Below are 21666 nucleotides of genomic sequence, written 5' to 3' on the forward strand. Positions count from 1 at the left end.
TCCTCTTTTTCTGTGCGGCCAATTTGTCGTCTGAAACCCTTACTTCATCTGGGGAAAAGCAAATTCCACACCAGCGCTTGCCGTGTTCGGCCAGCGCTGCATCACGGCCTTGTGGCGCGTGTAGAAACGCACGCCTTCGGGGCCATACGCGTGGTGGTCGCCGAACATGCTGCGCTTCCAGCCGCCGAAACTGTTGAAGGCCATCGGCACGGGCAAGGGGATGTTGACGCCCACCATGCCGACCTGGATCTGGCGCACGAATTCGCGCGCCACGCCGCCGTCGCGCGTGTAGATGGCCACGCCGTTGCCATACTCGTTGGCGTTGATCAGCTCCACCGCCTGCACCACGTCAGGACACCGCAGCACGCACAGCACGGGGCCGAAAATTTCTTCCTTGTAGATGCTCATGTCGCGCGTCACATGGTCGAACAAGGTGCCTCCGACAAAGAAACCGTTCTCGCGGCCCGGCACCACGTGGTTGCGGCCATCGACCACCAAAGTCGCGCCCTGCTCCACGCCCGAGGCGATCAGTTTTTCGATGCGCTGCTTGGCCGCCAGCGACACGACCGGTCCCATTTCCGCACCATCTTCCATACCGTCGCGCACTTTCAGTGCGGCCGTGCGCGTTGCCAGTGCATCGATCAACTTGTCGCCCGCGTCGCCCACGGCCACGACGACGGAGATGGCCATGCAGCGCTCGCCCGCCGATCCGTAGGCCGCGCCGATCAGCGCGTCGACCGTCATCTCCATGTCCGCGTCGGGCATCACCACCATGTGGTTTTTCGCGCCGCCCAGGGCTTGCACGCGCTTGCCGCTGGCGCTGCCGCGCGCATAGATGTATTCGGCGATCGGCGTCGAGCCGACAAAGCTGATCGCCTGCACCACGGGGTGGTCGAGCAAGGCGTCGACCGTCACCTTGTCTCCCTGTACCACGTTGAAGACACCGTCGGGTAAACCTGCATCCTTGAGCAATTTCGCGTGCAGCAGCGACGCGGACGGATCGCGCTCGGACGGTTTCAAGACGAAGGTATTGCCGCAGGCAATCGCCACCGGGAACATCCACATCGGCACCATCACGGGAAAGTTAAACGGCGTGATGCCGGCCACCACGCCGAGAGCCTGGCGCATGGACCAGGCGTCGATGCCGCGCGAAATCTGGTCCGTGAATTCGCCCTTCAGCAATTGCGGTATGCCGACGGCAAATTCCACCATCTCGATGCCGCGCGCCACCTCGCCCTGGGCATCGGCAAAGGTCTTGCCATGCTCGCGCGTGAGCATGGCGGCAAATTCGTCCGTGTGCTGCTGGCACAGCTGCAGGTAGCGGAACAGGACCCTGGCGCGCGTCAGCGGCGGCGTGGCCGACCACGAGGGAAAGGCGGTGGCCGCCGCCTGCACGGCCGCGTCCACGTCTTCCACGGTGCCCAGCGCCACGCGCGCCACAGGCTCGCCCAGGGCCGGGTTGTAGACGTCGCCGTAGCGGCCGCTTTGGGTGTCGATTTTGGCGCCGTTGATGTAGTGGGTGATGGTGTCGAGCTGTGTGTTAATTTGGTTCACGTTATTTCCTCTCTTTACCCCAAGGGCAAATTCTGGGGTCAGACCCGGCGGGTCTGACCCCGGGGCTTAATCAAGGTTCTTCAGCACCGTGGCCAGCTTGCCGAACAGCTCGTCGACATGCTGTTTTTCCAGCACCAGCGGCGGCGACAGCGCGATGATGTCGCCCGTCGTGCGTATCAGCACACCGTCGGCGAAGGCTTGCTTGAAGGCGCTGAAGGCGCGCGTGCCCGGCTTGCCGGCGATGGGATCGAGTTCGATGCCGGCGATCAGGCCGATGCTGCGCAGGTCGATCACGTGCGGCAAGCCTTTCAGCGAGTGCACGGCGTCGCTCCAGTACGCCTGCATCGCTTTCGCGTGGCCCAGGATGTCCTGCTCCTCGAACACCTGCAAGGTGGCCAGCGAGGCGGCGCAGGCCAGCGGGTGGCCGGAATACGTATAGCCGTGGAACAGTTCGATGCCCGGTGGCGCATCCATGAAGGCATCGTGGATGTATTTTTTGCTGAACACTGCCCCCATCGGCACCATGCCGTTGGTCAGGCCCTTCGCCGTCGTCATCAGGTCCGGCTCGACGTCGAAATAATCGGCGGCGAACGGCGTCGTCATGCGGCCGAAACCCGTGATCACTTCATCGAAAATCAACAGGATGCCGTGCTTGGTGCACAGTTCGCGCAAGCGTTTCAGATAGCCTTTCGGCGGGATCAGCACGCCCGTGGAACCGGCCACCGGTTCGACGATGACGGCGGCGATCGTCGACGCGTCGTGCAGCGCGACGATGCGTTCCAGTTCATCGGCCAGATGGGTGCCGTATTCGGGCTCGCCCACCGTGTAGGCATTCTTGTCGAGGTTATGCGTGTGCGGCAGGTGGTCCACGCCGGGCAGCAGGGGGCCGAAGGTCTTGCGGTTGCCGCCGATGCCGCCCACGGAAATGCCGCCGAAGCCCACGCCGTGGTAACCGCGTTCGCGGCCGATCAGGCGCGTGCGGGCGCCCTCGCCGCGCGCCCTGTGATAGGCCAGCACGATCTTCAACGCCGTGTCGACGGCTTCGGAGCCGGAGTTCGTATAAAACACGTGGCCGAACTTGTGGCCCGTGTAGTCCATCAGTTTTTCCGCCAGGTCGAAGGCGGCCGGATGGCCCATCTGGAAGGTGGGAGCGAAGTCGAGCTGGCCCACCATCTCGCGGATGGCGCCGACGATTTTCGGCTGCGCATGGCCGCACGGCACGCACCACAGGCCTGCCGTGCCATCGAGGATGGCGTTGCCATCGACATCCTTGTAATACATGCCTTCGGCCGATACCAGCAGGCGCGGGTTGGCCTTGAAATCGCGGTTGTTCGTAAACGGCATCCAGAATGCCGACATCGATTCCGGCCTTGTTTCGTTCATGACCTTCTCCTTGGAATGGGCTGGCGCGGGGCCAGGATCGTTTTTGACGAAGCGTAAAATAATTTACCAGTTGGCAAAAAGCTGATGTAATAATAGACAGGCCATCCCCAATGGCACAGATACACAAACGGCAAAGTATCCCAACCGTACAGGTCGGAAAAACACTACAGTTTTGTGCAAGGCAGCATAAGGAGCCACCGTGAAGCACAGCGACAGCACAGACGATGCCCCCGAGCAAGCAAGCGGCTGGCCCGTGCTGGACATCGACCGCCAGAAGAAGGGCGGCCTGGTCGAGCAGATCGTCATCGCCATCAGCGTCATGGTGGGCAGCCGTGCCCTGCGCATCGGCACGCGCATGCCGTCCGTGCGCCAGTTCGCCCGCTGCAATGGCGTGTCGACGTTTACCGTCGTCGAATCGTATGACCGCCTGGTCAACCTCGGTTTGCTGTCGTCGCGACGCGGTTCCGGCTATTTCGTCGCGCGCCACGATATCGCCGCCTCGCCGCAATTGGCTGTGCATGCCAGCCCCACGGCCATCGACGCCCTCACGCCGGACCTGTATTCGGGCGTGTCCGACGCGCTGCCCGTGGGGGCGGGCTGGCTGCCGCCCGAGATGTATGGCGAAGCGACCGTGCTCGACGCCGTGCGCCAGGCCATGCGCATTCCCGCCAGCCGCCTGCGCGGCTATGGCCACCCTCTCGGCTTTCCCTCGCTGCGCCAGCACCTGGCAAGCAGCCTGTCGGAAGAGCTGTTCCAGGTCGAGCCGGACCAGGTCCTGCTGACGCACGGCGCCACGCATGCTTTTGACTTGATCCTGCGCAGCCTGACCAAGCCGGGCGACACGGTGCTGGTGGAAGACCCCGGCTACAGCAACCTGCAGTCGCTGATACGCCACCATGGCTGCATCCCCGTGGGCGTCCACCGCGGCGAAGCGGGCCTCGATCTCGATGCGCTGGCCGTTGAAGCCGCGCGCACCCAGCCGAAGCTCATGTTCGTCAACACGGTGCTGCAAAATCCGCTCGGTACTTCCCTGAGCCAGGCGCAGGCGCACCGCCTGCTGGCGCTGGCCGAACAATTCGATTTCTGGCTGGTGGAAGACGATATCTACCGCGAACTGGCGGCGCGCGGCGAAGCGTCGCTGGCGGCGATGGACGGCTTGCGCCGCGTGATCCGCGTGGGCAGTTTTTCCAAGACTCTGTCGCCCGTGCTGCGCGTGGGATCGATTTGCGCCTCGCCGCCGCTGGTGGCCGAACTGGTGCGCGTCAAAATGCTGGCGGGACTGACGACGTCGGAAATCAACGAGCGCGCCGTCTACCACGCCATCTCCGCGCGGCCCTACAAGCGCATGGTCGAACGGCTCGTGGCGCAACTCGATGCGGCCCGCGAGCGCAGCATCGACTGCCTGGCGCAAACGGGCATGGCGCCCGTGGCGCGGCCCCGCGGCGGCATGTTCGTCAGCGCAGGCTGGCCCGACGTGCAAACGCCGGAATGGAATGGCAAGGTCATCGCCGACATGGCCTTGAAGGCGGGCATCCTGCTGTCGCCGAACGAATTTTTCATGCTGCGCGCGCCCGAGACGGTGTGGTTCCGCTTCAACGTGGCCTACACCGATACCCCCGTGCTGCAGGCATTCCTGCAATCGATACGCCCACGCTAAAGAAACCGCCATGGCCAGCGACAAATCCCCTGCCCTTTCCGTGAAAAATGCCGGCGGCCGGCGTTTGCAAAACCGCGATCGCCTGGAAGCGGACATCCTGGAGCAAGCCGTGCGCGCGTTCGCGGAATGCGGCTATGAGGGCGCCTCGATCGCCACCATCGCCGAGCGAGCCGGCCTGTCGAAGCAAAACCTGATGTATTACTTCCCGTCCAAGCAGCTGCTGTACCAGCGCGTGCTCGACGACGTGCTAGACGACTGGCTGGCGCGCATGGACATGCTGGCCAATGAACACGACGAGCCGCGCGACGTGCTGCGCGCGTATATCGGCGCCAAGCTGCGTTTTTCGCGCGAACAGCCATGGGCCTCGCGCGTGTATGCGCTGGAAGTGATCAATGGCGCGCCCCTGTACGGCGCGCAGATACGCGACCGGGTCGTGCCCCTGCTGCGCAAGGATATCGCCGTCTTCGAAGCGTGGATCGCCGCCGGCCGGATCGCGCCCGTCAACGCCACGCACCTGATGTTCGCCATCTGGGCCATGACCCAATCGTATGCGGATTTTTCGGCGCAGATGGCCCTGGTGCTGGAACGCAAGCAGCTCACGCGCAAGGACTATGAGGATGCGGAAGCCCTGATCGCGCACATGGTGCTGGCGGCGGTGGCCATGCCGCCAGCGGACGAAAAAAAACCGCCTCGACAGGCGGTTTTCTGAACAGCGCGAACGCCTATGCAGCCGTCTTGTTCTTGCGGCGGCGCGCCATGAAGCCGATCATGCCCAGGCCTGCCAGCAGCATCGCATAGGTTTCCGGTTCCGGCACGGCCGACACATAACCGGACACATTGGTGGCATTGAAATAATGGTTCGCATTGACCTGGATGTTCGAGGCCCAGTTCCCCACCACGACGCTGCCGTTGATCTGGCCATTACCGCCGGCCAGGGTCGCCAGCGGCGCCAGGACGCTGCCGTACAGGCCCACGCCGTTCAAGGTGATGGTTTGCGCTTCATAGAAGTTGTACAGCACATTGTATTTGCTGAAATCGCCGTAGCCACCGGACAGGTTCACATTCGTGCCGCTGATATTGAGGATCAGGGTGTCGTTCGTGTGCAGATTGCTGAACTTGAAGTTGTTCACCGAGCCCAGCGCCGCGGAAGTCAGGTCGAACACTTGCACATTGCCCGTGCCGCCCTTCAGGGTCATGCCGCCATAGGCCACCGAGCTGCTGCCCGTCGCTGCCACGTTGGCCAGCGAGGTCGAGGTGTTTTTCAGCTGCGCCGATGTCGTGGCGAACGACACGGGCGACACCGTGGTCTTGCTAGCCGTGTTCAGGCCCACGCTGCTCGTCGTCGTGCTGCCGCCCACATAGTAATTGCCGTTCTTGATCGAGCCGGAGCTGTAGTTCAGGTTGCCGCCAACCACCAGCGCATAGCCGGTGTTGCCATGCGTGACGTAGGCATCCTTGTTCTTGTCATTGACCGAATAGTTCGATGCCGTCAGATTGCCGGCCACCAGCACGCCGCCTTCGACATCGCTTCCGGACGCGCTGAAGTTACTGAGGGAATACAAATTGGCGCCACCGATGCCCAAATCGACAACACCGGCTTGCGCGGCGCCGGCGGCAAACACGGTCGACAAAACGAGAACGAATGATGATTTAGGCATGATTGACATTTTATTTCCAAAAAGAAAATTAACTTGACGCCAGAATATCATATCCATTCGCTTTGATATGTCGCAAACCAACAACTTTTGTAACAATAATGAAAACATAGTTGCTCGGCGGGAATCATTCTCCTGGCGCTGCCCGGAGAACGCCCCAGGCATCCGGATGACGCTGAAAACAGACGGGCAAACAGCCGTCTGTTCTGCACGTTCAATATTGCTTAGAAGCGCAGCCAACTTGGTGATACGATCGCGGCAGCGCCAGACCAGGCCAGCCCACAAAGTATGAAATCATAAGGATGAAGCACGCATGAAACGATTGTCCCTAGGCGCACTGATGCTGGCATATGCCTGCGGCGCGCAAGCCGATGTGTTTAACATGATCGACAACCAGCCGCTCAGCGAAACCTGGCTCAACGCGGGCTTTTATTCGTATCACTTTCAGCGCGACAAGAACCTGAACGACAGCAATCCGGGCCTGGGCGCCGAATACCGCTTCTCCACGGTCGCGTCGGTCACGGCCGGCCGCTTCTACAATAGCGACCGCGCCTACTCGAATTACCTGGGCGTGTACTACCAGCCGATCAAGGTGGGCCCGCTGCGCATCGGCGCCGTCGTTGGCGGCTTCAGCGGCTATCCGAAGATGCGCGATGGCGGCTGGTTCCCGGCCCTGGTCCCCACCATCAGCTATGAATACCAGCGCGTGGGCGTGAATATCGCCATCGTGCCGTCTTACAAGGACCGCCTGTATGGCGCGCTCAGTTTCCAGCTGAAACTGAAGGTCTTCGAGTAACCGTTTGTCGTTGCCTGTCGCCGTTCGGTCCGCCATTCCTGCCATTCGTCGCATACGCCATACCCGGCAGCAAGGATTTGCCTATAGTGGTTTCATTGCCAGCATGCATACGGCAGCGGCACCCACACGACAGGAGAACGGCATGAAAGACATCAATTCGGCACCGGGCAGCACTTCCTTCAGCGCTTTCTGGAACGAGCTGTGCGCTTACGCGCGCCAGGGGATGGCTGCCTTGCGCACCATGTCGTGGCCCATGCTGCTGGTCTGCTGCCTGGGCCTGGCGTTCCTGATCACCATCTTGCCGCTGGCCATCATGCTGTTTGCCCTCGTCATGCTGCTGAGATGGGCAAGCAACAACGACGATGCCGGCGCAGATCAGAAAGCGTCGGCTTCGCAGCGTTCGCCGCAATAAAAATTTGCGTCGTGGCAAGAGTGCAATGATGGTTCTATGGCACTATGGATGGGCGCGGCACTGACGGGCATCAAAACCATCCAAATGGAGGGATTTGATACGGAACGCTACGCAGTATCCATGATCGAAGCTACTCCCCCTCAGCCATAGGAGTTTTCTGATGACCACGACAGCAAAAGCTACAGTAAATACGACCATTCCCTGCCTGCGCTACCGCGACGCGCCCGCCGCCATCGAATGGCTGTGCAAGGCACTCGGTTTCGAAAAACAATTGATCGTGCCTGACGGCAATGGTGGTGTCGCCCATGCGCAACTGAGCTTTGGCAATGGCATGGTCATGGTGGCACCCGCACTCGACAGCGACTATGGCCGGCTGATGAAACTGCCAAGCGACATCGGCGGCGCCAACACGCAAAACTGCTACCTGGTCGTCAACGACGCCGACGCCGTCTACCGCAGCGCGCGCGAAGCCGGCGCCGAGATCGTGCTCGACATCAAGGATGAAGATTACGGCGGACGGGGCTTTACCTGCCGCGACCCGGAAGGCCACATCTGGAGCCTGGGCACCTACGATCCATGGTAAAACGGAGAACAATGATTGTCGCTACCCTCACCGCCGCCAGCCTTGCGCTGATCGGCGGTTTCCTGTCCGCTCCCGTCCTCGTCGACGAACATCTCAACCGCATTCATGCCCCGTCCGGCAAGGCGCCGTCGGCAGCCACTGTGGCCCTGCACCAGAGCCTGTGGATCGCCGACCTGCACGCCGACAGCCTGCTGTGGCAACGCGACCTGAACCGCGACAGCCAGCGCGGTCACGTCGACTTTCCCCGCCTGCAGCGGGCCAACGTGGCGCTGCAAGCCTTTTCCGTCGTCACCAAGACGCCGCGCAAGATGAATATCGAGCGCAATGGCAGCGACACGGACAACATCACGGCCCTGGTGGTGGCGCAAGGCCTGCCGCCCGCCACGTGGAACAGCCTGCTGGCGCGCGCCACCTGGCAGGCCGACGAGCTGCGCCAGCAAGCGGCAAAAAGCCATGGCAAGGTGCGCGTCATCGGCAGCCGCGCCCAGTTGCGCAGCTTCATCGCCGCGCGCGAAAAAGACCCCGCCCTGCTGGCCGGCTGGCTGACACTGGAAGGCGCGCATGCGCTCGAAGGCAAGCTGGACAATCTCGACACCCTGTACCAGTCCGGCTACCGCATGGCCGCGCCCACGCATTTCTTCGACACGGAACTGTCCGGCTCCCAGCACGGCCTGAAAAAAGGCGGCCTGACGCCGCTGGGCAAGCAATGGCTGCGCGCCATGGAGCAGCGCAAGATGATCGTCGACCTGGCGCACGCCTCGCCGGCCACCATCGACGACGTACTGACGTTGGCGAAACGCCCCGTGATGGTGTCGCACACGGGCGTGCGCGGCACCTGCGCCAACGGGCGCAACCTGAGCGACGCCCAGCTGAAACGCATCGCCGCCCAGGGCGGCCTGGTGGGTATCGGCTTCTGGAATACGGCCGTCTGCGGCAAGGACGTGGCCTCGATCGCGCGCGCCATCAAGTACACGGTCAAGCTGATCGGCGCCGAACACGTGGCCTATGGTTCGGACTTCGACGGCGCCGTCACCACGGCCATCGACGCGGCCGGCTTGCCGCGCTTGACGCAGGCGCTGCTGGATGCTGGCCTGTCGGAAGCGCAGATCCGCCGCGTGGCAGGCGAAAACGTGCGCGACTTCCTGCTGAAGAACCTGCCGGACGATGACGCCTAGACTAGCCTAGCGCCTGAACCAGGGCCTGGTCCGCCACCTGGCGCGGCCGGATGCGTATCAACTTGCGGTACAGCGGCGGCATCGACTCGCACAGCGCCAGCAGCGCGTCTTGCGCCATGGCCGGGCGCACGTACTGGAACTGTGCGGGATTATTCTCCGGCAGCGCCCCTTCCATGGTGGAGCCGTAGGCACCCAGGGTCATGAAACTGGCGGCGCTGTCGTCCGGGCCGATGGCCAGCACGAAGGTGCCGTGCTTGGGGTGGCCCAGGTAGCTTTTGATTTCCTCCTGCAGCGCCGGCACCGCATTCGCCATCAATTCAAAACGCAGCTGCGCGTACTGGCGCGTGCATTCCATGAACGGCGTGCGTATGGCCGACTGGCTCAACTTACCCGGCATGCATAGCAGCAGGTTGCCGAAGGAATCGAGCAAGGCGGCCGCATCGCCCTGGCCGCCATCACGCGCGTCCTGCTCCATGGCCGCCTGCAGGAATGGCGCCAGGCCCGCGTCGGGCGCGTGCGGGTCGCAGCGGTAAGTCAGGGCGTCGGGATAGCGGCGGCGCAAGGCGCGCACCACGACATGCTCGGGCGGCAAGGCGGCGGGATCGCGCAGGGGCACGTCGTCGCCGGCGTTCAGCAGCTGCATCACCTGCGCCGATGTCGCTTCGAACACGAGCGAGCACAGTGCCTGCGTCGCCTCATGGATGCTCTTGCCGATGAAAAAAGATTTGGGCGCGGCGCCGGACGGGGCACGCGCGTACTCGGTGGCGCCGCGCACGGCCGGATAGCAAAAACTGCGGCCGGCCTGCGCCTGCAGCGGCGCCGGCAAGGCCGTAAACGTGGCGCTGCCTTCGTAATTGATGCCCGCCTTGACGTCGGGCGCGGCCACCACCACGTTGAAGCCTGCCGCCAGAATCGCCCCCGTGCACATGCAGCAGGGGTCGAGCGAAGTGACGATGGTCAGTTCACCCGGCGGCGGCAAGAGCGCGCCCTTGGCCCGCTCGGCGAAATACCAGTCCACCAGCTGGCGCTCGCCATGCGCCGTGGGGTCGAACACCAGCCCCTGGCGCACGACGTTGTTATGCATCGATTGCAGCACGTTGCCGGCGCCGTCGAGCAGCACGCCGCCCACGCCAAAAGTACCCTGCGTCTTCGCCGCCATGGCTTCGGCCGCAGCTATCGCCACGGCGGCCTGGATGTCGATCGTCTTGTTCAAGCGGATCCTGTTACTTCATGTCCAGGTCGGAATTGCCGAAGCCGTGCGGCAGCAGCCACCCGGCCGTCACTTCCATGACATCGTTTTTCAGGTTCGTCAGGATCACGGGCAGGTCGGCGCCGCCCATCTCGAAGATCACCTGGCGGCAGGCGCCGCATGGCGAAATCGGTTCAGCCGTGTCGCCCGTGACGGCCAGCCTGGCGAAATCGCCCGGTTTGCAGCCATGCGCGACGGCGCTGAAAAACGCCGTGCGCTCGGCGCAGTTGCACAGGCCATACGCGGCGTTTTCCACGTTACAACCGCGGAAGACGCGGCCATCCTTGCACAGCAATGCCGCGCCCACCTTGAAACGCGAATATGGCGCGTAGGCCAGTTCACGGCCGGTGTTGGCTTCGGCGATCAGTTCTTGGTTGTTCATTTTTTCTGTTATACCTTTGAAATCATTAAGGCCGGGGTCAGACCCTCAACACCGCTCACACATAGCTCAGCGCCATCACAAACGGGGGTCTGACCCCAGTTTTCAACTACGGTCGAATGGTACGATAAATCACCGGATTGCCCGCCAGCGCCACGGCGCTGATTGCATACGCGTCCTGGATTTCCTTGACGGCTTGCTGCGCCGCCGCTTCCGTGCGCGCGTGCACCATGGCCAGCGGCTGGCCAACGGCCACTTGCTCGCCCAGGCCCACGAGGTCCGTCAGGCCGACGGCGAAATCGATGCTGTCGCTCGGACGGCGGCGGCCACCGCCCAATGCCACGACTGCCAGGCCGATGGCGCGGCAATCGCGCACGTTGGCAAAGCCGGCGGACGGCGCCGGCGCCGGCACGACGAACGGCGCCTGTTCCAGGTGTTTATCAGGATGCTCGACGAGATCCGCCGGGCCGCCCAGGGCCGACACCATGCGCGCAAAGCGCTCGGCCGCTTCGCCCGAATCGAGGGCCGCGATCAATTTCACGCGCGCTTCCTCTTCGGTGGCGGCCAGGCCGCCCAGCACCAGCATCTCGGCGCACAGCGCCAGGGTGACTTCGTGCAGGCGAGCGGGACGCGAACGGCCCGTCAGGTAATCCATGGCGCCGCGCACTTCCAGCGCATTGCCGGCGTACGGCGCCAGCGACTCGTTCATGTCCGTCAGAATCGCCGACGTCTGCATGCCCGCGCCATTGCCCACGGCGACGATGCTCTCGGCCAGTTCCACCGACTTGTCGTAGGTGGGCATGAAGGCGCCCGTGCCCACTTTCACGTCCATCACCAGCGCGTCCAGCCCGGCCGACAGTTTCTTCGACAGGATGGAGCCGGTGATCATCGCTACCGATTCCACCGTGGCGGTGACGTCGCGGATGCTGTAGAAGCGCTTGTCGGCCGGCGCCAGCTGCGCCGTCTGGCCGATGATGGCCACGCCGATCTCCTGCACCACCTTGCGGAACAGTGCATTGTCCGGCACCGTGCAATAGCCTGGAATGGCGTCGAACTTGTCGAGGGTGCCGCCCGTGTGGCCCAGGCCGCGGCCCGAGATCATCGGCACGTAGCCGCCGCACGCGGCGACCATGGGGCCCAGCAGCAAGGAGACCACGTCGCCCACGCCGCCCGTCGAATGCTTGTCGACGATGGGGCCCGGCAGGTTCAGCGAACGCCAGTCCAGCACCTGGCCGGAATCGCGCATGGCCAGGGTGAACGCCACGCGCTCGTCCATGTTCATGTCGTTGAAATAGACGGCCATGCCGAGCGCCGCGATCTGCCCTTCGCTGACGCTGCCGTCAGTGATGCCGCGTACGAAAAACTGGATTTCCTCGGCGCTCAGGACGCCCTTGTCGCGCTTCTTGCGGATGATTTCCTGGGTCAAAAACATGGAATAACTCCAATAAAAATAGGTTTGGGGTCAGTCCCTGCGGGATCGGGATACGCCCATTGGCGTATCCCCCCGACGGGTCTGACCCCAGCTTTGCGATACCAATGATCAGTCAGTTAAACGCCGTAAGGTATCCACACGTTTTTCACTTGCGACGCATGCGCCAGCACGGCACGGCCGCCGCTTTGCGCGGCGCTGTACCAGTCGCGGCCCTTGGCGCCGCCGACCCAGGTGCGCTTCAGGGTGCCGGCCGACAGGCGCTCGACTTCCGCGCAACCGTCGGCGGAGCCATCATGGCGCCAGACGGCGTCGATGTCGGCGTGCGTGGCCAGGGTGCGCGCCAGTTCATCGGCGTTGCCGCTGATGATGTTGACGACGCCGCCCGGCAGGTCGGACGTGTCGAACACCTGGTACAGGTCCAGCGCGGACAGCGGATACGCTTCCGACGGCACCACCACCACGCGGTTGCCCAGCGCGATGGCCGGCGCCACCAGCGAGATGAAGCCGAGCAAAGGCGCTTCATTCGGGCAGACGATGCCGATCACGCCGACCGCTTCATTGAGCGCCACGGTGATGCCCTTGGTCGGCGGCTGGTGCGCCAGGCCGTCGTACTTGTCGGCCCAGGCGGCGTAGTAGAACAGGCGTTCGATCGATGCCTGCACTTCCTTCTCCGGGTTTTTACTGCCCGTCATGGCGGCGATGCGGGCGGCGAATTCGTCGGCGCGCGCTGCCAGATTTTCGGCGATGTAGTACAGCACTTGCGCGCGGTTGTGCGCCGTGGCGCTGGTCCAGCCGGACGCTTTATGGGCCGCTTCGACGGCGTTGCGGATGTCCTTGCGGCTGCCCACGCCCACTTCGGCCAGCAAGGCGCCATTCGCGCCGAACACGGGCGCGCTGTAGGCGCTGTCAGGGCGCGCCTGCTTGCCGCCGATGTACATCTTGGCCGTGCGGTCGATGGCGAAGGGGTCCGCTGCCGCCGGCTTCACGTTGGCCTTGGCTTTCGCTTCCACCACCGGCAAGGCCGGACGTGCATCTTCGGCCAGGGCCGTCATGTATTCCAGCATGCCTTCGCGGCCGCCTTCACGGCCGAAGCCCGATTCGCGGTAGCCGCCGAAGCCGCAGGCCGCGTCGAACTGGTTGGCGCTGTTGATCCACACCACGCCAGCCTTGATGGCGGGCGCGATATCGAGGGCCAGGCTGATCGACTCGGTCCACACGCTGGCGGCCAGGCCGTACACCGTGTTGTTCGCCAGCTGCACCGCTTCAGGCGGCGTGCGGAAGCTCATGGCCACCAGCACGGGGCCGAAGATTTCAGCCTGTGCCACGGCGGCCGACGTCGACGCGCCCGTGATCAGGGTAGGCGGGAACCACGAGCCGTCAGCCGGCAGTTCGCACGCCGGTTGCCACACGTCGCAGCCTTCGGCGCGGGCCGAATCGACGAGCGCGGCGATGCGCTGGCGCTGCACAGGGTCGACCAGCGCGCCGACGTCCATCGATTTGTCCAGGGGCGAGCCGAGGCGCAGGTTTTCCATGCGGGCGCGCACCTTGTTCAGGAAGCGCTCCTGGACCGATTCCTGCACCAGCAGGCGCGAGCCGGCGCAGCACACTTGTCCCTGGTTGAACCAGATCGAATCGACCAGGCCTTCCACGGCGCCGTCCAGGTCCGCGTCTTCGAAGACGATGAACGGCGACTTGCCTCCCAATTCGAGGGACAGCTTCTTGCCGCTGCCGGCCGTCGCTTCGCGGATCAAGCGGCCAACTTCGGTGGAACCCGTAAACGCGATCTTGTCGACGCCGGGGTGGTTGACGATGGCCGAGCCCACTCTGCCGTCGCCCGTGACGATGTTGACCACGCCGGCCGGCACGCCCGCCTGCACGCACAATTCGGCGAACAGCATGGCGGTCAGCGACGTGAATTCGGCCGGCTTGAAGACGACCGTGTTACCGGCCGCCAGGGCCGGGGCGATTTTCCACGACAGCATCAGCAGGGGGAAATTCCACGGCACGATCTGGCCCACCACGCCCACGGCGCGGTAGTCGGCGAATTCTTCCGACTGCAGCTGCGCCCAGCCGGCGTGATGGTAGAAATGGCGCGCGGCCAGCGGCAGGTCGATATCGCGCGTTTCACGGATGGTCTTGCCGTTGTCCAGGGTTTCCAGCACGGCGAACAGGCGCGAATGCCTTTGCAGCAGACGGGCCAGCGCGTACATGACCTTGGCGCGGCCATGGCCTCCCATGCCTTGCCATACGGGCAGCGCGCGGCGCGCCGCTTCCACGGCGCGTTCCACGTCGGCATCGGTGGCTTGCGTCAGCTCGGCCAGCTGCGTGCCGTCGGCAGGATTGGTCGAGGCGAACAGTTCGGCCGGCTCGCTCCAGGCGTTGTCGATGAACAGGCCGAACTTGCGCTGATGGCCGTCGAGCCACGCTTGCGCTTCTTTTTGACTTTCGGGAGCAGGGCCGTAGTCCATAGTAGTGAGAATCTCGTTAATTGTAGTCATGACGAATGTTCTTTAAGGTTGTGCGTGACGATGATTGGCCGAGTAGCTGCCGGTGACGTAGTGCTCGAGCTGGCGCTCAATGTCGGTCAGCAGGCTGGAAGCGCCGATGCGGAACAGGTGCGGCTGCAGCCATTCGTTGCCCAGCTCTTCCTTCATCAGTGTCAGGTATTGCAGCGCGCTCTTGGCCGAGCTGACGCCGCCGGCCGGCTTGAAGCCCACCTTGAAACCCGTCTGTTCATAGTATTCGCGTACCGTGCGCACCATCGTCAGGGCCACGGGAATGGTGGCGTTGACGCCTTCCTTGCCGGTGGAGGTCTTGATGAAATCGGCGCCCGCCATCATGCAGACCCACGACGCCTTGGCCACGTTTTCCATGGTCAGCAAGTCGCCCGTGGCGAGAATCGCCTTCACGTGCGCTTCGCCGCACGCCTTGCGGTAAGCCAGCATTTCGTCATACAGCACTTGCCAGTTGCCGTTCAGGACATGCTGGCGCGTGATGACGATATCGATTTCCGAAGCGCCCGCGGCGACCGACAGTTCGATCTCGCGCAGCTTCGTTTCCATGTTCGTCAGGCCGGCCGGGAAGGCGGTCGACACGGCGGCGATGGGCAAGCGGCCCTGGATGACTTTCACGGCCGGTTGAATCATCTCGTGGTACACGCACACGGCGCCGGTGCTCAGCTGCGTCAGGCCCAGCGCGTCCATCAGGTCGGCGCGCAACGGGCGCATGGCCTTCATGCACAGGCGCTCCACGCGGCCCGGCGTATCGTCGCCGCCCAGGGTGGTCAGGTCGATCATCTGGATGGCTTTCACCAGCCAGGCGGCCTGGTATTCCTTTTTCACCGTACGGCGGTTCGCCAGGCTGGCCGCGCGGCGGTCCGTCGCGGCGCGGTTGACGCGGATCTGGTTGATCCAGCCCAGGTCGAGGCCGACGGCCTCGTTACGCTTGAATTCGGGGTGCATGAGTGTCATAACAAGCTGGTTCCATTAGCAAGTGGTGGTACGCCAAGGTGCTTGGCGAGGGTTTGGCCAATATCGGAGAAGGTCTCGGAAATACCCAGCGCGCGCGGGGCGACGCCGGGGCCGAAGAAGATCATCGGAATGTGTTCGCGGGTGTGGTCGGAGCCGTGCCAGGTGGGGTCGCAGCCATGGTCGGCGGTGATCACGACCAGGTCGCCTTCCTTCAGCTTGGCCATGAATTCCGGCAGGCGCGCATCCATTTCGCGCAGCGCGTCGGCATAGCCTTCGACGTTGCGGCGGTGGCCGAATGCCTGGTCGAAATCGACGAAGTTGACAAAAGTGAGCGACTTGTCCTGCACTTCATCGGCCGTCTTCAACAGCGCTTCAAACAGCGCCATGTTGTCGACACCCTTCACGACTCTGGAAATACCCTGGGTGGCGAAAATGTCGCTGATCTTGCCCAGGCCGACGACTTCGCCGCCCGCATCCTTGACGTGGTCGAGCAGGGTCTTGCTTGGCGGCGCCACTGCATAGTCGTGGCGGTTGGACGTGCGCGTGTAGTTGCCGTTGCTGCCCGTGAACGGACGGGCGATGACGCGGCCGATGTTGTACGGCTCGACCAGCTTGAAGGCCATTTCGCACACTTCGTACAGGCGCTCGAGGCCGAACGATTCTTCGTGCGCGGCGATCTGCATCACCGAGTCGCCCGAGGTGTAGATAATCAGCTTGCCGGTGGCGACGTGCTCGTCGCCATGCTTGTTGATGATGTCCGTGCCCGAGGCATGGCAGTCGCCGAGGAAGCCCGGCACGCCGGACAGGGCTTTCAGTTTGTCGGTCAGGTCGGCCGGAAACGACGGCGTGGTGCGGGGAAAATATCCCCAGTCGAATTCGACGGGCACGCCGGCGATTTCCCAGTGGCCGCTCTGCGTGTCCTTGCCGGTGGAGCGCTCGCGCGCCGCGCCGTAGGCGCCGGTGAAACCGTCGCGCTGGTCGAAGCCCGTGGCCCATTCGCCGCTGGCCAGGTGCGCCGCGGCGCCCAGTCCCAGGCGTTCCATGTTCGGGAGTTTCAAGGTCTTGCCGCTTTTGGCGACAGTGCTGGCAATGTGACCAAAGGTATTGGCACCTGCGTCGCCATACTTGGCGGCGTCTGGCGTCGCGCCAAGGCCGAAGGAATCAAGCAGGAGGATAAATGCGCGTGACATGATAAGGCTCGCTTTATGGAGTGATGCAAAGATGATGCGGTCAGTGTAGGCCGGATTTTCCCGGCCTGCCGCGCGGCAGCGCCGATGGCCGGCGCGCCGCTGCTGCATAAAAAAGTGCTTAGGCTTGCGGCGTAGCCGATACGGTCGCCAGGAAGGCCAGAATCAGCTTGACCAGGTCTTTCGCGCCGATGGCCGCGTATTTCAGGGTTTGTTCGTGCGACAGGGCGAATGGCGACATGCCTTCGGCCAGGTTGGTGATGACGGACACGCCCACCACTTTCAGATCGCAATGGCGGGCCGAGACCACTTCCGGCACCACGGACATGCCGACCGTGTCGGCGCCCAGGCGCGCCATCATGCGGATTTCGGCGGCCGTCTCGAAGTTCGGGCCAGGGTAGGCAACGAACACGCCTTCGTGCAGGGTGATGCCATTCGAGGCTGCCGTGTCCTTGACCAGCTTGCGCAGATCCGCATCGTAGGCGTTGGCCATGCTGAAGAAGCGCGGGCCGAAGCGGTCGTCGTTCGGGCCGACCATCGGCGTGCCTGGCAACAGGTTGATATGGTCGCTGATGGCCACCAGACTGCCGGCGTCCACTTCAGGGCGCAGGGAACCGGCGGCGTTGGTAACGAACAGCATTTCGCAGCCCAGCAGTTTCAGGGTGCGGATGGCGCTCGTCATCACGCCCATGCCATAGCCTTCATAGAAATGGCCACGGCCCTTCATGCAGACGACGGCGACGCCCGACAAGGTGCCGACCACCAGTTCGCCGGCATGGCCGTGCACGGTGCTGATCGGGAAACCCGGCAATTCGTCAAAGCTGATGCTGACGGCGTCCGTCATTTGCTCGGCCAACACGCCCAGGCCGGAGCCGAGGATCATCGCCACGCGCGGCTTGAAATTTTCAGGAGCGCGGGCACGGATGATTTCGGCGGCGTGGAAAGGGGTGTTGTTCGACATGGTTATCCTCTGATTGACTAATGATGATTGGTTGCTGCCTGCACGGCCGTGCCCGGTATGGAATGCGGCCCAGGTAGCGGGTATGTATGGTGTTACTGGTATATCGAAATGCGTATGGCTGTATTTGCCGCCACTATGCATCAAACGGAATATGTATGGCAAATACCATTTTTCTTGCCCATTTATACAATTCAAATATAAATGGCCGATATTATAGTCGAGGCTAGCCCAGGCCCGCCATGGCCGGGAAATGCATGCATACAAGCTCCATACGAAGGTTTTTTATGCGCGCTTGACATCAGAAAGACAAATGTTTAAAGTCGCAAACAAATGTTTAAACCTTCAGCGAAAACTTGTGACCGATACCAATAAAAAAGACCAGCTATATGCGCTGATCCGCAACAACCCCTTCATCTCGCAGCAAGACCTGGCGAGCGAGCTGGGCTTGTCGCGCTCGGCCGTCGCCGGCCACATCGCCGGACTCATCCGCGAGCGACGCCTGCTGGGACGCGCCTACGTGCTGCCCGACAGCCGTCCCGTGCTGTGCATAGGCGCCGCCAACCTCGACCGCAAGATGCGCACGCTGGCGACCCTGCAGATGGGCACCTCGAACCCCGTGCGTTCGGAAGAAGTGTTTGGCGGCGTGGGCCGCAACATCGCGGAAAACCTGGCCCGGCTGTCGATTCCCGTCGCCCTGTTGACGGCCCTGGGCGACGATGCGGCCGGCCACGCCTTGCAAACGCACGCGGAAGACGCGGGCATCGACATGCGCGGCAGCCTGCATTTAAGCAACACCAGCAGCGGCACTTACACGGCCGTGCTCGACGAACATGGCGAAATGCTGCTGGCGATGGCCAACATGCAACTCTACGAACAGCTGACGCCGGCCTTTTTGCACAGCCGCCAGCCGCAGCGCGCGGCCGCCGCCCTCACCGTCTGCGACCTGAACCTGGGCCACGACAGCGTGCAGGCACTGCTGGCCGATGCGCGCCAGGACGCGGCCCGCGCGACGCCGCTGGTCATCGTCGCCGTTTCGCAGCCGAAGATGGCGCACCTGCCGCTAGACCTGACGGGCTTGCACCTGCTGATCCTGAACCGGGGAGAGCTGGAAACGCGCGTGGCGCGCGCCTTGCCGACGGCGTTCGAGGTGCGCGCCGCCTGCCGCGAAGTACAGCGCCAGGGGGCGCGCCAGGTGATCGTCACCTGCGGCGGCGAAGGCGTGTATTTCACGGATGGCGACCATCTTGATGCACCCATCGTGCACCTGGCCGCGCGCGAAGTGGACGCCGTCGACGTGACGGGCGCAGGCGACGCGTTTTCCGCCGCCGTCTGCTGGTCGCTGTACCACGACATCAGCGACTTGAAACTGGCTTGCCGGCGCGGCTTGAAGCTGGCGGCCATGACCCTGGAATCGGCTGCCACCGTCTCGCCCCTGATTTCGGCCGGCGCCCTCGACGACATCGACGACGCCGACCTGGCGCCGCCTCCCCCTACCCTCTTTCAACAGGATTGACATATGACGCAACTGAATAATTTCCTCTCGTTCTCGCAAGAAGTGCTCGATGCGCGCGCCGCCGGCAAGGCCATCGTGGCGCTGGAATCGACCATCATTTCGCACGGCATGCCGTATCCGCAAAACGTGGAAATGGCGCGCGAAGTGGAGCAGATCATCCGTGACGGCGGCGCCGTACCGGCCACCATCGCCATCATCGGCGGCAAGATCTGTGTGGGCCTGTCGCCGGAGCAGCTGGAATTGCTGGGCACCTCGCCCGACGCCATGAAGGTCAGCCGCCGCGACCTGCCGTTCGTCCTGTCGCAGGGCAAACTGGGCGCCACCACCGTGGCCGCCACCATGATCTGCGCGGAACTGGCCGGCATTGCCGTGTTCGTCACGGGCGGCATCGGCGGCGTGCACCGCGGCGCGGAAACGAGCTTCGACATTTCCGCCGACTTGCAGGAATTGGCGCACACGTCCGTGGCCGTCGTCTGCGCGGGCGTCAAATCCATCCTCGACATCGGCCTGACCCTGGAATACCTGGAAACCCACGGCGTGCCCGTCATCAGCGTGGGCCAGGAAGGATTCCCCGCCTTCTTCACGCGCGAAAGCGGCTTCAAGGCCGATTTCCGCCTCGACACGGCTGAGGAACAGGCCGCCTTCATCGGCACCAAGTGGCAGCTGGGCTTGAAAGGCGGCGTGATCGTCAGCAACCCCGTGCCGGCCGCGCAAGCGATGCCGAAGGAAGAAATCGATGCGATCACCACGCAAGCCTTGCAGGAAGCGGACGCGGGCGGCGTGAAGGGCAAGCAAGTCACGCCATTCCTGTTGTCGCGCATCAAGCAGCTGACGGATGGCCGCAGCCTGGCGACGAATATCGCGCTGGTCAAACACAATGCCCAAGTCGGCACCGCGCTGGCCATTGCCATGCAGGCGGTCGTGGCACGATAATAGGACTGCTGTAAAGAAAGCGCGCGCGCCGTTACCGGTCCGCGCGCCGTTCCATCGCCAGGCACCACGCAACGCCAAGGAAAGCATGTCCATCGATCTGAAACAGTTAAAGTATTTTCTTGCCGTTGCCGAGGAGAAAAGCTTCAGCCGCGCCGCCGAGCGCCTGCATATCTCGCAGCCGCCCCTGAGCCAGCAGATCATGAAACTGGAAAGCGAACTGGGCGTGCGCCTGTTTGCGCGCACCACGCGCACGTTCGAGCTGACCGTGGCGGGCAAGGCGTTGATGAACGAGGCGGCCGAACTGCTGGCCAAGATGCGCATGACCATCGATACTATCCGCCAGATCGACCGCGGCGAAGTGGGCCGCTTGCGCGTGGGCATCGTCGGTTCGGCCATGTGGGGCCCCATCCCCAGCCTGCTGGAAGAATTCCAGACCAAATTTCCCCGCGTCACCTGGACCATCCATGAATTCGGTCCCACGGTGCAATACGAAGCCTTGCGCGCCAAACAGATCGACGTGGGTTTCTGGCGCGAACCCAAGCTCAACGACGACGACTTGCGCCACGACAATCTGCGCCAGGAACTGTGCTTCCGCGAAAACGTCTGCGTGGCCGTCAATGAACACCATCCGCTGGCGAAAAACACGGCCATCGAGCTGATCGACATCGCCCACGAGCCCATGCTCACCCTGAACCTCGACAAATCCGCGTTTCCCCGCTACCTGGTGCAATGCTGCATCAACGCCGGTTTCGAACCCGTGATTTTCCAGGAAGCGAGCGAGCCGCAGACCCTGCTGGCCATGGTGGGCGCGGGCCTGGGCGTGACACTGGTGCCGGAAACGACGAGCCGCATCGGCTGGCCCGGCGTGGTATTTCTGCCGATCAAGACCAATCCGCCGTCGGCGAACTTGTACATCAGCTACACGACGCTCGACGACGCCCCCGTCGTGCGGGCTTTCCTGAACATCATCAATCCCCCAGCTAATTGAGGCAAAGCCTCAAGCGTCAGCAAGCAACGCCAACCCCAAAAGCAGCAAGACCGGGGTCGGACCCTCAGGGACTCGGCGTCCCCGTCCGACCCCAACCCTTCGTTTTGGGTTTGCATTTCAATTTATATGGCTATCATATAAATAGCTAAACAAAAACGTATTTGTCATACATATCTGGCATGATGCATAGTGATTCGGACGCCCATCGCGGCGCCGGTTCCGTGCCTGCCCTGCCCGTCCACTGACGGCGCATCCCAGCCCGCTCCGGCAGCCCCATTCGATGTTGTACCTATAAAAGAGACGGGGCGCGACTGTTGCATGAGCATCACACTGTCGACA

Annotated in this window: 19 protein-coding genes; 9 read left to right on the forward strand and 10 right to left on the reverse strand. The window is 63.3% G+C overall.

Annotated features, from left to right (window positions below; genetic code table 11):
- Nucleotides 1-39: 39 nt before the first annotated feature.
- The gene (locus tag IGS60_RS26560) at nt 40-1545 is read right to left on the reverse strand and encodes a CoA-acylating methylmalonate-semialdehyde dehydrogenase (protein ID WP_230506690.1); all 1506 of its coding nucleotides are present in this window, start codon (nt 1543-1545) and stop codon (nt 40-42) included.
- Between the two features lie 75 nt (nt 1546-1620).
- A complete protein-coding gene (locus IGS60_RS26565) occupies nt 1621-2937 on the reverse strand; it encodes an aspartate aminotransferase family protein (protein ID WP_230506664.1) in 1317 nt (438 codons plus the stop codon).
- A gap of 199 nt (nt 2938-3136) precedes the next feature.
- Between IGS60_RS26565 and IGS60_RS26570 the strand changes: the two genes are divergently transcribed.
- Nucleotides 3137-4594 carry a PLP-dependent aminotransferase family protein gene (locus IGS60_RS26570; protein WP_230506665.1) on the forward strand — a complete coding sequence of 486 codons (1458 nt, stop codon included), beginning with the start codon at nt 3137-3139 and terminating at the stop codon, nt 4592-4594.
- Between the two features lie 10 nt (nt 4595-4604).
- On the forward strand, nt 4605-5303 hold the full coding sequence (locus tag IGS60_RS26575; protein ID WP_230506666.1) for a TetR/AcrR family transcriptional regulator: 699 nt from the start codon (nt 4605-4607) through the stop codon (nt 5301-5303).
- Nucleotides 5304-5316: 13 nt separating this feature from the next.
- On the opposite strand, the gene IGS60_RS26580 is transcribed toward IGS60_RS26575, so the two are convergent.
- Complete coding sequence (locus IGS60_RS26580) at nt 5317-6252, reverse strand: choice-of-anchor A family protein (protein ID WP_070291200.1); 936 nt, start codon at nt 6250-6252, stop codon at nt 5317-5319.
- A gap of 310 nt (nt 6253-6562) precedes the next feature.
- Here IGS60_RS26580 and IGS60_RS26585 point away from each other — a divergent pair, with 310 nt between their 5' ends.
- The 4 genes from IGS60_RS26585 to IGS60_RS26600 all read left to right on the forward strand — a co-directional run bounded on the left by IGS60_RS26585 (nt 6563) and on the right by IGS60_RS26600 (nt 9215).
- Nucleotides 6563-7045 carry a hypothetical protein gene (locus tag IGS60_RS26585; RefSeq protein ID WP_070219311.1) on the forward strand — a complete coding sequence of 161 codons (483 nt, stop codon included), beginning with the start codon at nt 6563-6565 and terminating at the stop codon, nt 7043-7045.
- Nucleotides 7046-7187: 142 nt separating this feature from the next.
- The gene (locus IGS60_RS26590; protein WP_230506667.1) at nt 7188-7457 is read left to right on the forward strand and encodes a hypothetical protein; all 270 of its coding nucleotides are present in this window, start codon (nt 7188-7190) and stop codon (nt 7455-7457) included.
- 160 nt (nt 7458-7617) lie between these two features.
- Complete coding sequence (locus tag IGS60_RS26595; RefSeq protein ID WP_230506668.1) at nt 7618-8040, forward strand: VOC family protein; 423 nt, start codon at nt 7618-7620, stop codon at nt 8038-8040.
- Nucleotides 8041-8051: 11 nt separating this feature from the next.
- A complete protein-coding gene (locus IGS60_RS26600) occupies nt 8052-9215 on the forward strand; it encodes a dipeptidase (RefSeq protein ID WP_230506669.1) in 1164 nt (387 codons plus the stop codon).
- Between the two features lies 1 nt (nt 9216).
- Here the strand turns inward: IGS60_RS26600 and IGS60_RS26605 are convergent, their stop codons facing one another.
- The 7 genes from IGS60_RS26605 to xapA form a co-directional block, all read right to left on the reverse strand.
- The gene (locus IGS60_RS26605) at nt 9217-10434 is read right to left on the reverse strand and encodes a nucleoside deaminase (RefSeq protein ID WP_368858625.1); all 1218 of its coding nucleotides are present in this window, start codon (nt 10432-10434) and stop codon (nt 9217-9219) included.
- 4 nt (nt 10435-10438) lie between these two features.
- Nucleotides 10439-10846, reverse strand: a complete 408-nt coding sequence (locus IGS60_RS26610; protein WP_230506671.1) for a cytidine deaminase — start codon at nt 10844-10846, stop codon at nt 10439-10441.
- 106 nt (nt 10847-10952) lie between these two features.
- Nucleotides 10953-12275, reverse strand: coding sequence for a thymidine phosphorylase (gene deoA / locus IGS60_RS26615; RefSeq protein WP_230506672.1), 1323 nt, complete (start codon nt 12273-12275; stop codon nt 10953-10955).
- 116 nt (nt 12276-12391) lie between these two features.
- Nucleotides 12392-14773, reverse strand: a complete 2382-nt coding sequence (locus tag IGS60_RS26620) for an aldehyde dehydrogenase family protein (protein ID WP_368858624.1) — start codon at nt 14771-14773, stop codon at nt 12392-12394.
- 12 nt (nt 14774-14785) lie between these two features.
- On the reverse strand, nt 14786-15745 hold the full coding sequence (gene deoC, locus IGS60_RS26625) for a deoxyribose-phosphate aldolase (RefSeq protein ID WP_230506673.1): 960 nt from the start codon (nt 15743-15745) through the stop codon (nt 14786-14788).
- The gene (locus tag IGS60_RS26630; protein WP_070219353.1) at nt 15742-16935 is read right to left on the reverse strand and encodes a phosphopentomutase; all 1194 of its coding nucleotides are present in this window, start codon (nt 16933-16935) and stop codon (nt 15742-15744) included. Before IGS60_RS26630 ends, deoC begins: the two co-directional genes overlap by 4 nt.
- 118 nt (nt 16936-17053) lie before the next feature.
- Nucleotides 17054-17893 carry a xanthosine phosphorylase gene (gene xapA, locus IGS60_RS26635; RefSeq protein WP_070312734.1) on the reverse strand — a complete coding sequence of 280 codons (840 nt, stop codon included), beginning with the start codon at nt 17891-17893 and terminating at the stop codon, nt 17054-17056.
- Between the two features lie 355 nt (nt 17894-18248).
- Here xapA and IGS60_RS26640 point away from each other — a divergent pair, with 355 nt between their 5' ends.
- From IGS60_RS26640 to IGS60_RS26650, 3 genes are all read left to right on the forward strand, one after another.
- On the forward strand, nt 18249-19406 hold the full coding sequence (locus IGS60_RS26640; protein WP_230506674.1) for a carbohydrate kinase: 1158 nt from the start codon (nt 18249-18251) through the stop codon (nt 19404-19406).
- Between the two features lie 12 nt (nt 19407-19418).
- The gene (locus tag IGS60_RS26645; RefSeq protein ID WP_230506692.1) at nt 19419-20339 is read left to right on the forward strand and encodes a pseudouridine-5'-phosphate glycosidase; all 921 of its coding nucleotides are present in this window, start codon (nt 19419-19421) and stop codon (nt 20337-20339) included.
- An 85-nt stretch (nt 20340-20424) separates the two neighbouring features.
- The gene (locus IGS60_RS26650) at nt 20425-21327 is read left to right on the forward strand and encodes a LysR family transcriptional regulator (protein ID WP_070219321.1); all 903 of its coding nucleotides are present in this window, start codon (nt 20425-20427) and stop codon (nt 21325-21327) included.
- Nucleotides 21328-21666: the final 339 nt, after the last annotated feature.

Origin of the sequence: Janthinobacterium sp. FW305-128, from assembly GCF_020858135.1 — a bacterium.
Classification (GTDB): Bacteria; Pseudomonadota; Gammaproteobacteria; order Burkholderiales; family Burkholderiaceae_D; genus Janthinobacterium.

Coding starts and splice junctions, on each gene's coding strand:
- IGS60_RS26565 (WP_230506664.1), bottom strand. CDS start 2,937: ATGAACGAAACAAGGCCGGAATCGATGTCGGCATTCTGGATGCCGTTT.
- IGS60_RS26575 (WP_230506666.1), top strand. CDS start 4,605: ATGGCCAGCGACAAATCCCCTGCCCTTTCCGTGAAAAATGCCGGCGGC.
- IGS60_RS26580 (WP_070291200.1), bottom strand. CDS start 6,252: ATGCCTAAATCATCATTCGTTCTCGTTTTGTCGACCGTGTTTGCCGCC.
- IGS60_RS26585 (WP_070219311.1), top strand. CDS start 6,563: ATGAAACGATTGTCCCTAGGCGCACTGATGCTGGCATATGCCTGCGGC.
- IGS60_RS26590 (WP_230506667.1), top strand. CDS start 7,188: ATGAAAGACATCAATTCGGCACCGGGCAGCACTTCCTTCAGCGCTTTC.
- IGS60_RS26595 (WP_230506668.1), top strand. CDS start 7,618: ATGACCACGACAGCAAAAGCTACAGTAAATACGACCATTCCCTGCCTG.
- IGS60_RS26600 (WP_230506669.1), top strand. CDS start 8,052: ATGATTGTCGCTACCCTCACCGCCGCCAGCCTTGCGCTGATCGGCGGT.
- IGS60_RS26610 (WP_230506671.1), bottom strand. CDS start 10,846: ATGAACAACCAAGAACTGATCGCCGAAGCCAACACCGGCCGTGAACTG.
- deoA (WP_230506672.1), bottom strand. CDS start 12,275: ATGTTTTTGACCCAGGAAATCATCCGCAAGAAGCGCGACAAGGGCGTC.
- IGS60_RS26620 (WP_368858624.1), bottom strand. CDS start 14,773: ATGACTACAATTAACGAGATTCTCACTACTATGGACTACGGCCCTGCT.
- deoC (WP_230506673.1), bottom strand. CDS start 15,745: ATGACACTCATGCACCCCGAATTCAAGCGTAACGAGGCCGTCGGCCTC.
- IGS60_RS26630 (WP_070219353.1), bottom strand. CDS start 16,935: ATGTCACGCGCATTTATCCTCCTGCTTGATTCCTTCGGCCTTGGCGCG.
- xapA (WP_070312734.1), bottom strand. CDS start 17,893: ATGTCGAACAACACCCCTTTCCACGCCGCCGAAATCATCCGTGCCCGC.
- IGS60_RS26650 (WP_070219321.1), top strand. CDS start 20,425: ATGTCCATCGATCTGAAACAGTTAAAGTATTTTCTTGCCGTTGCCGAG.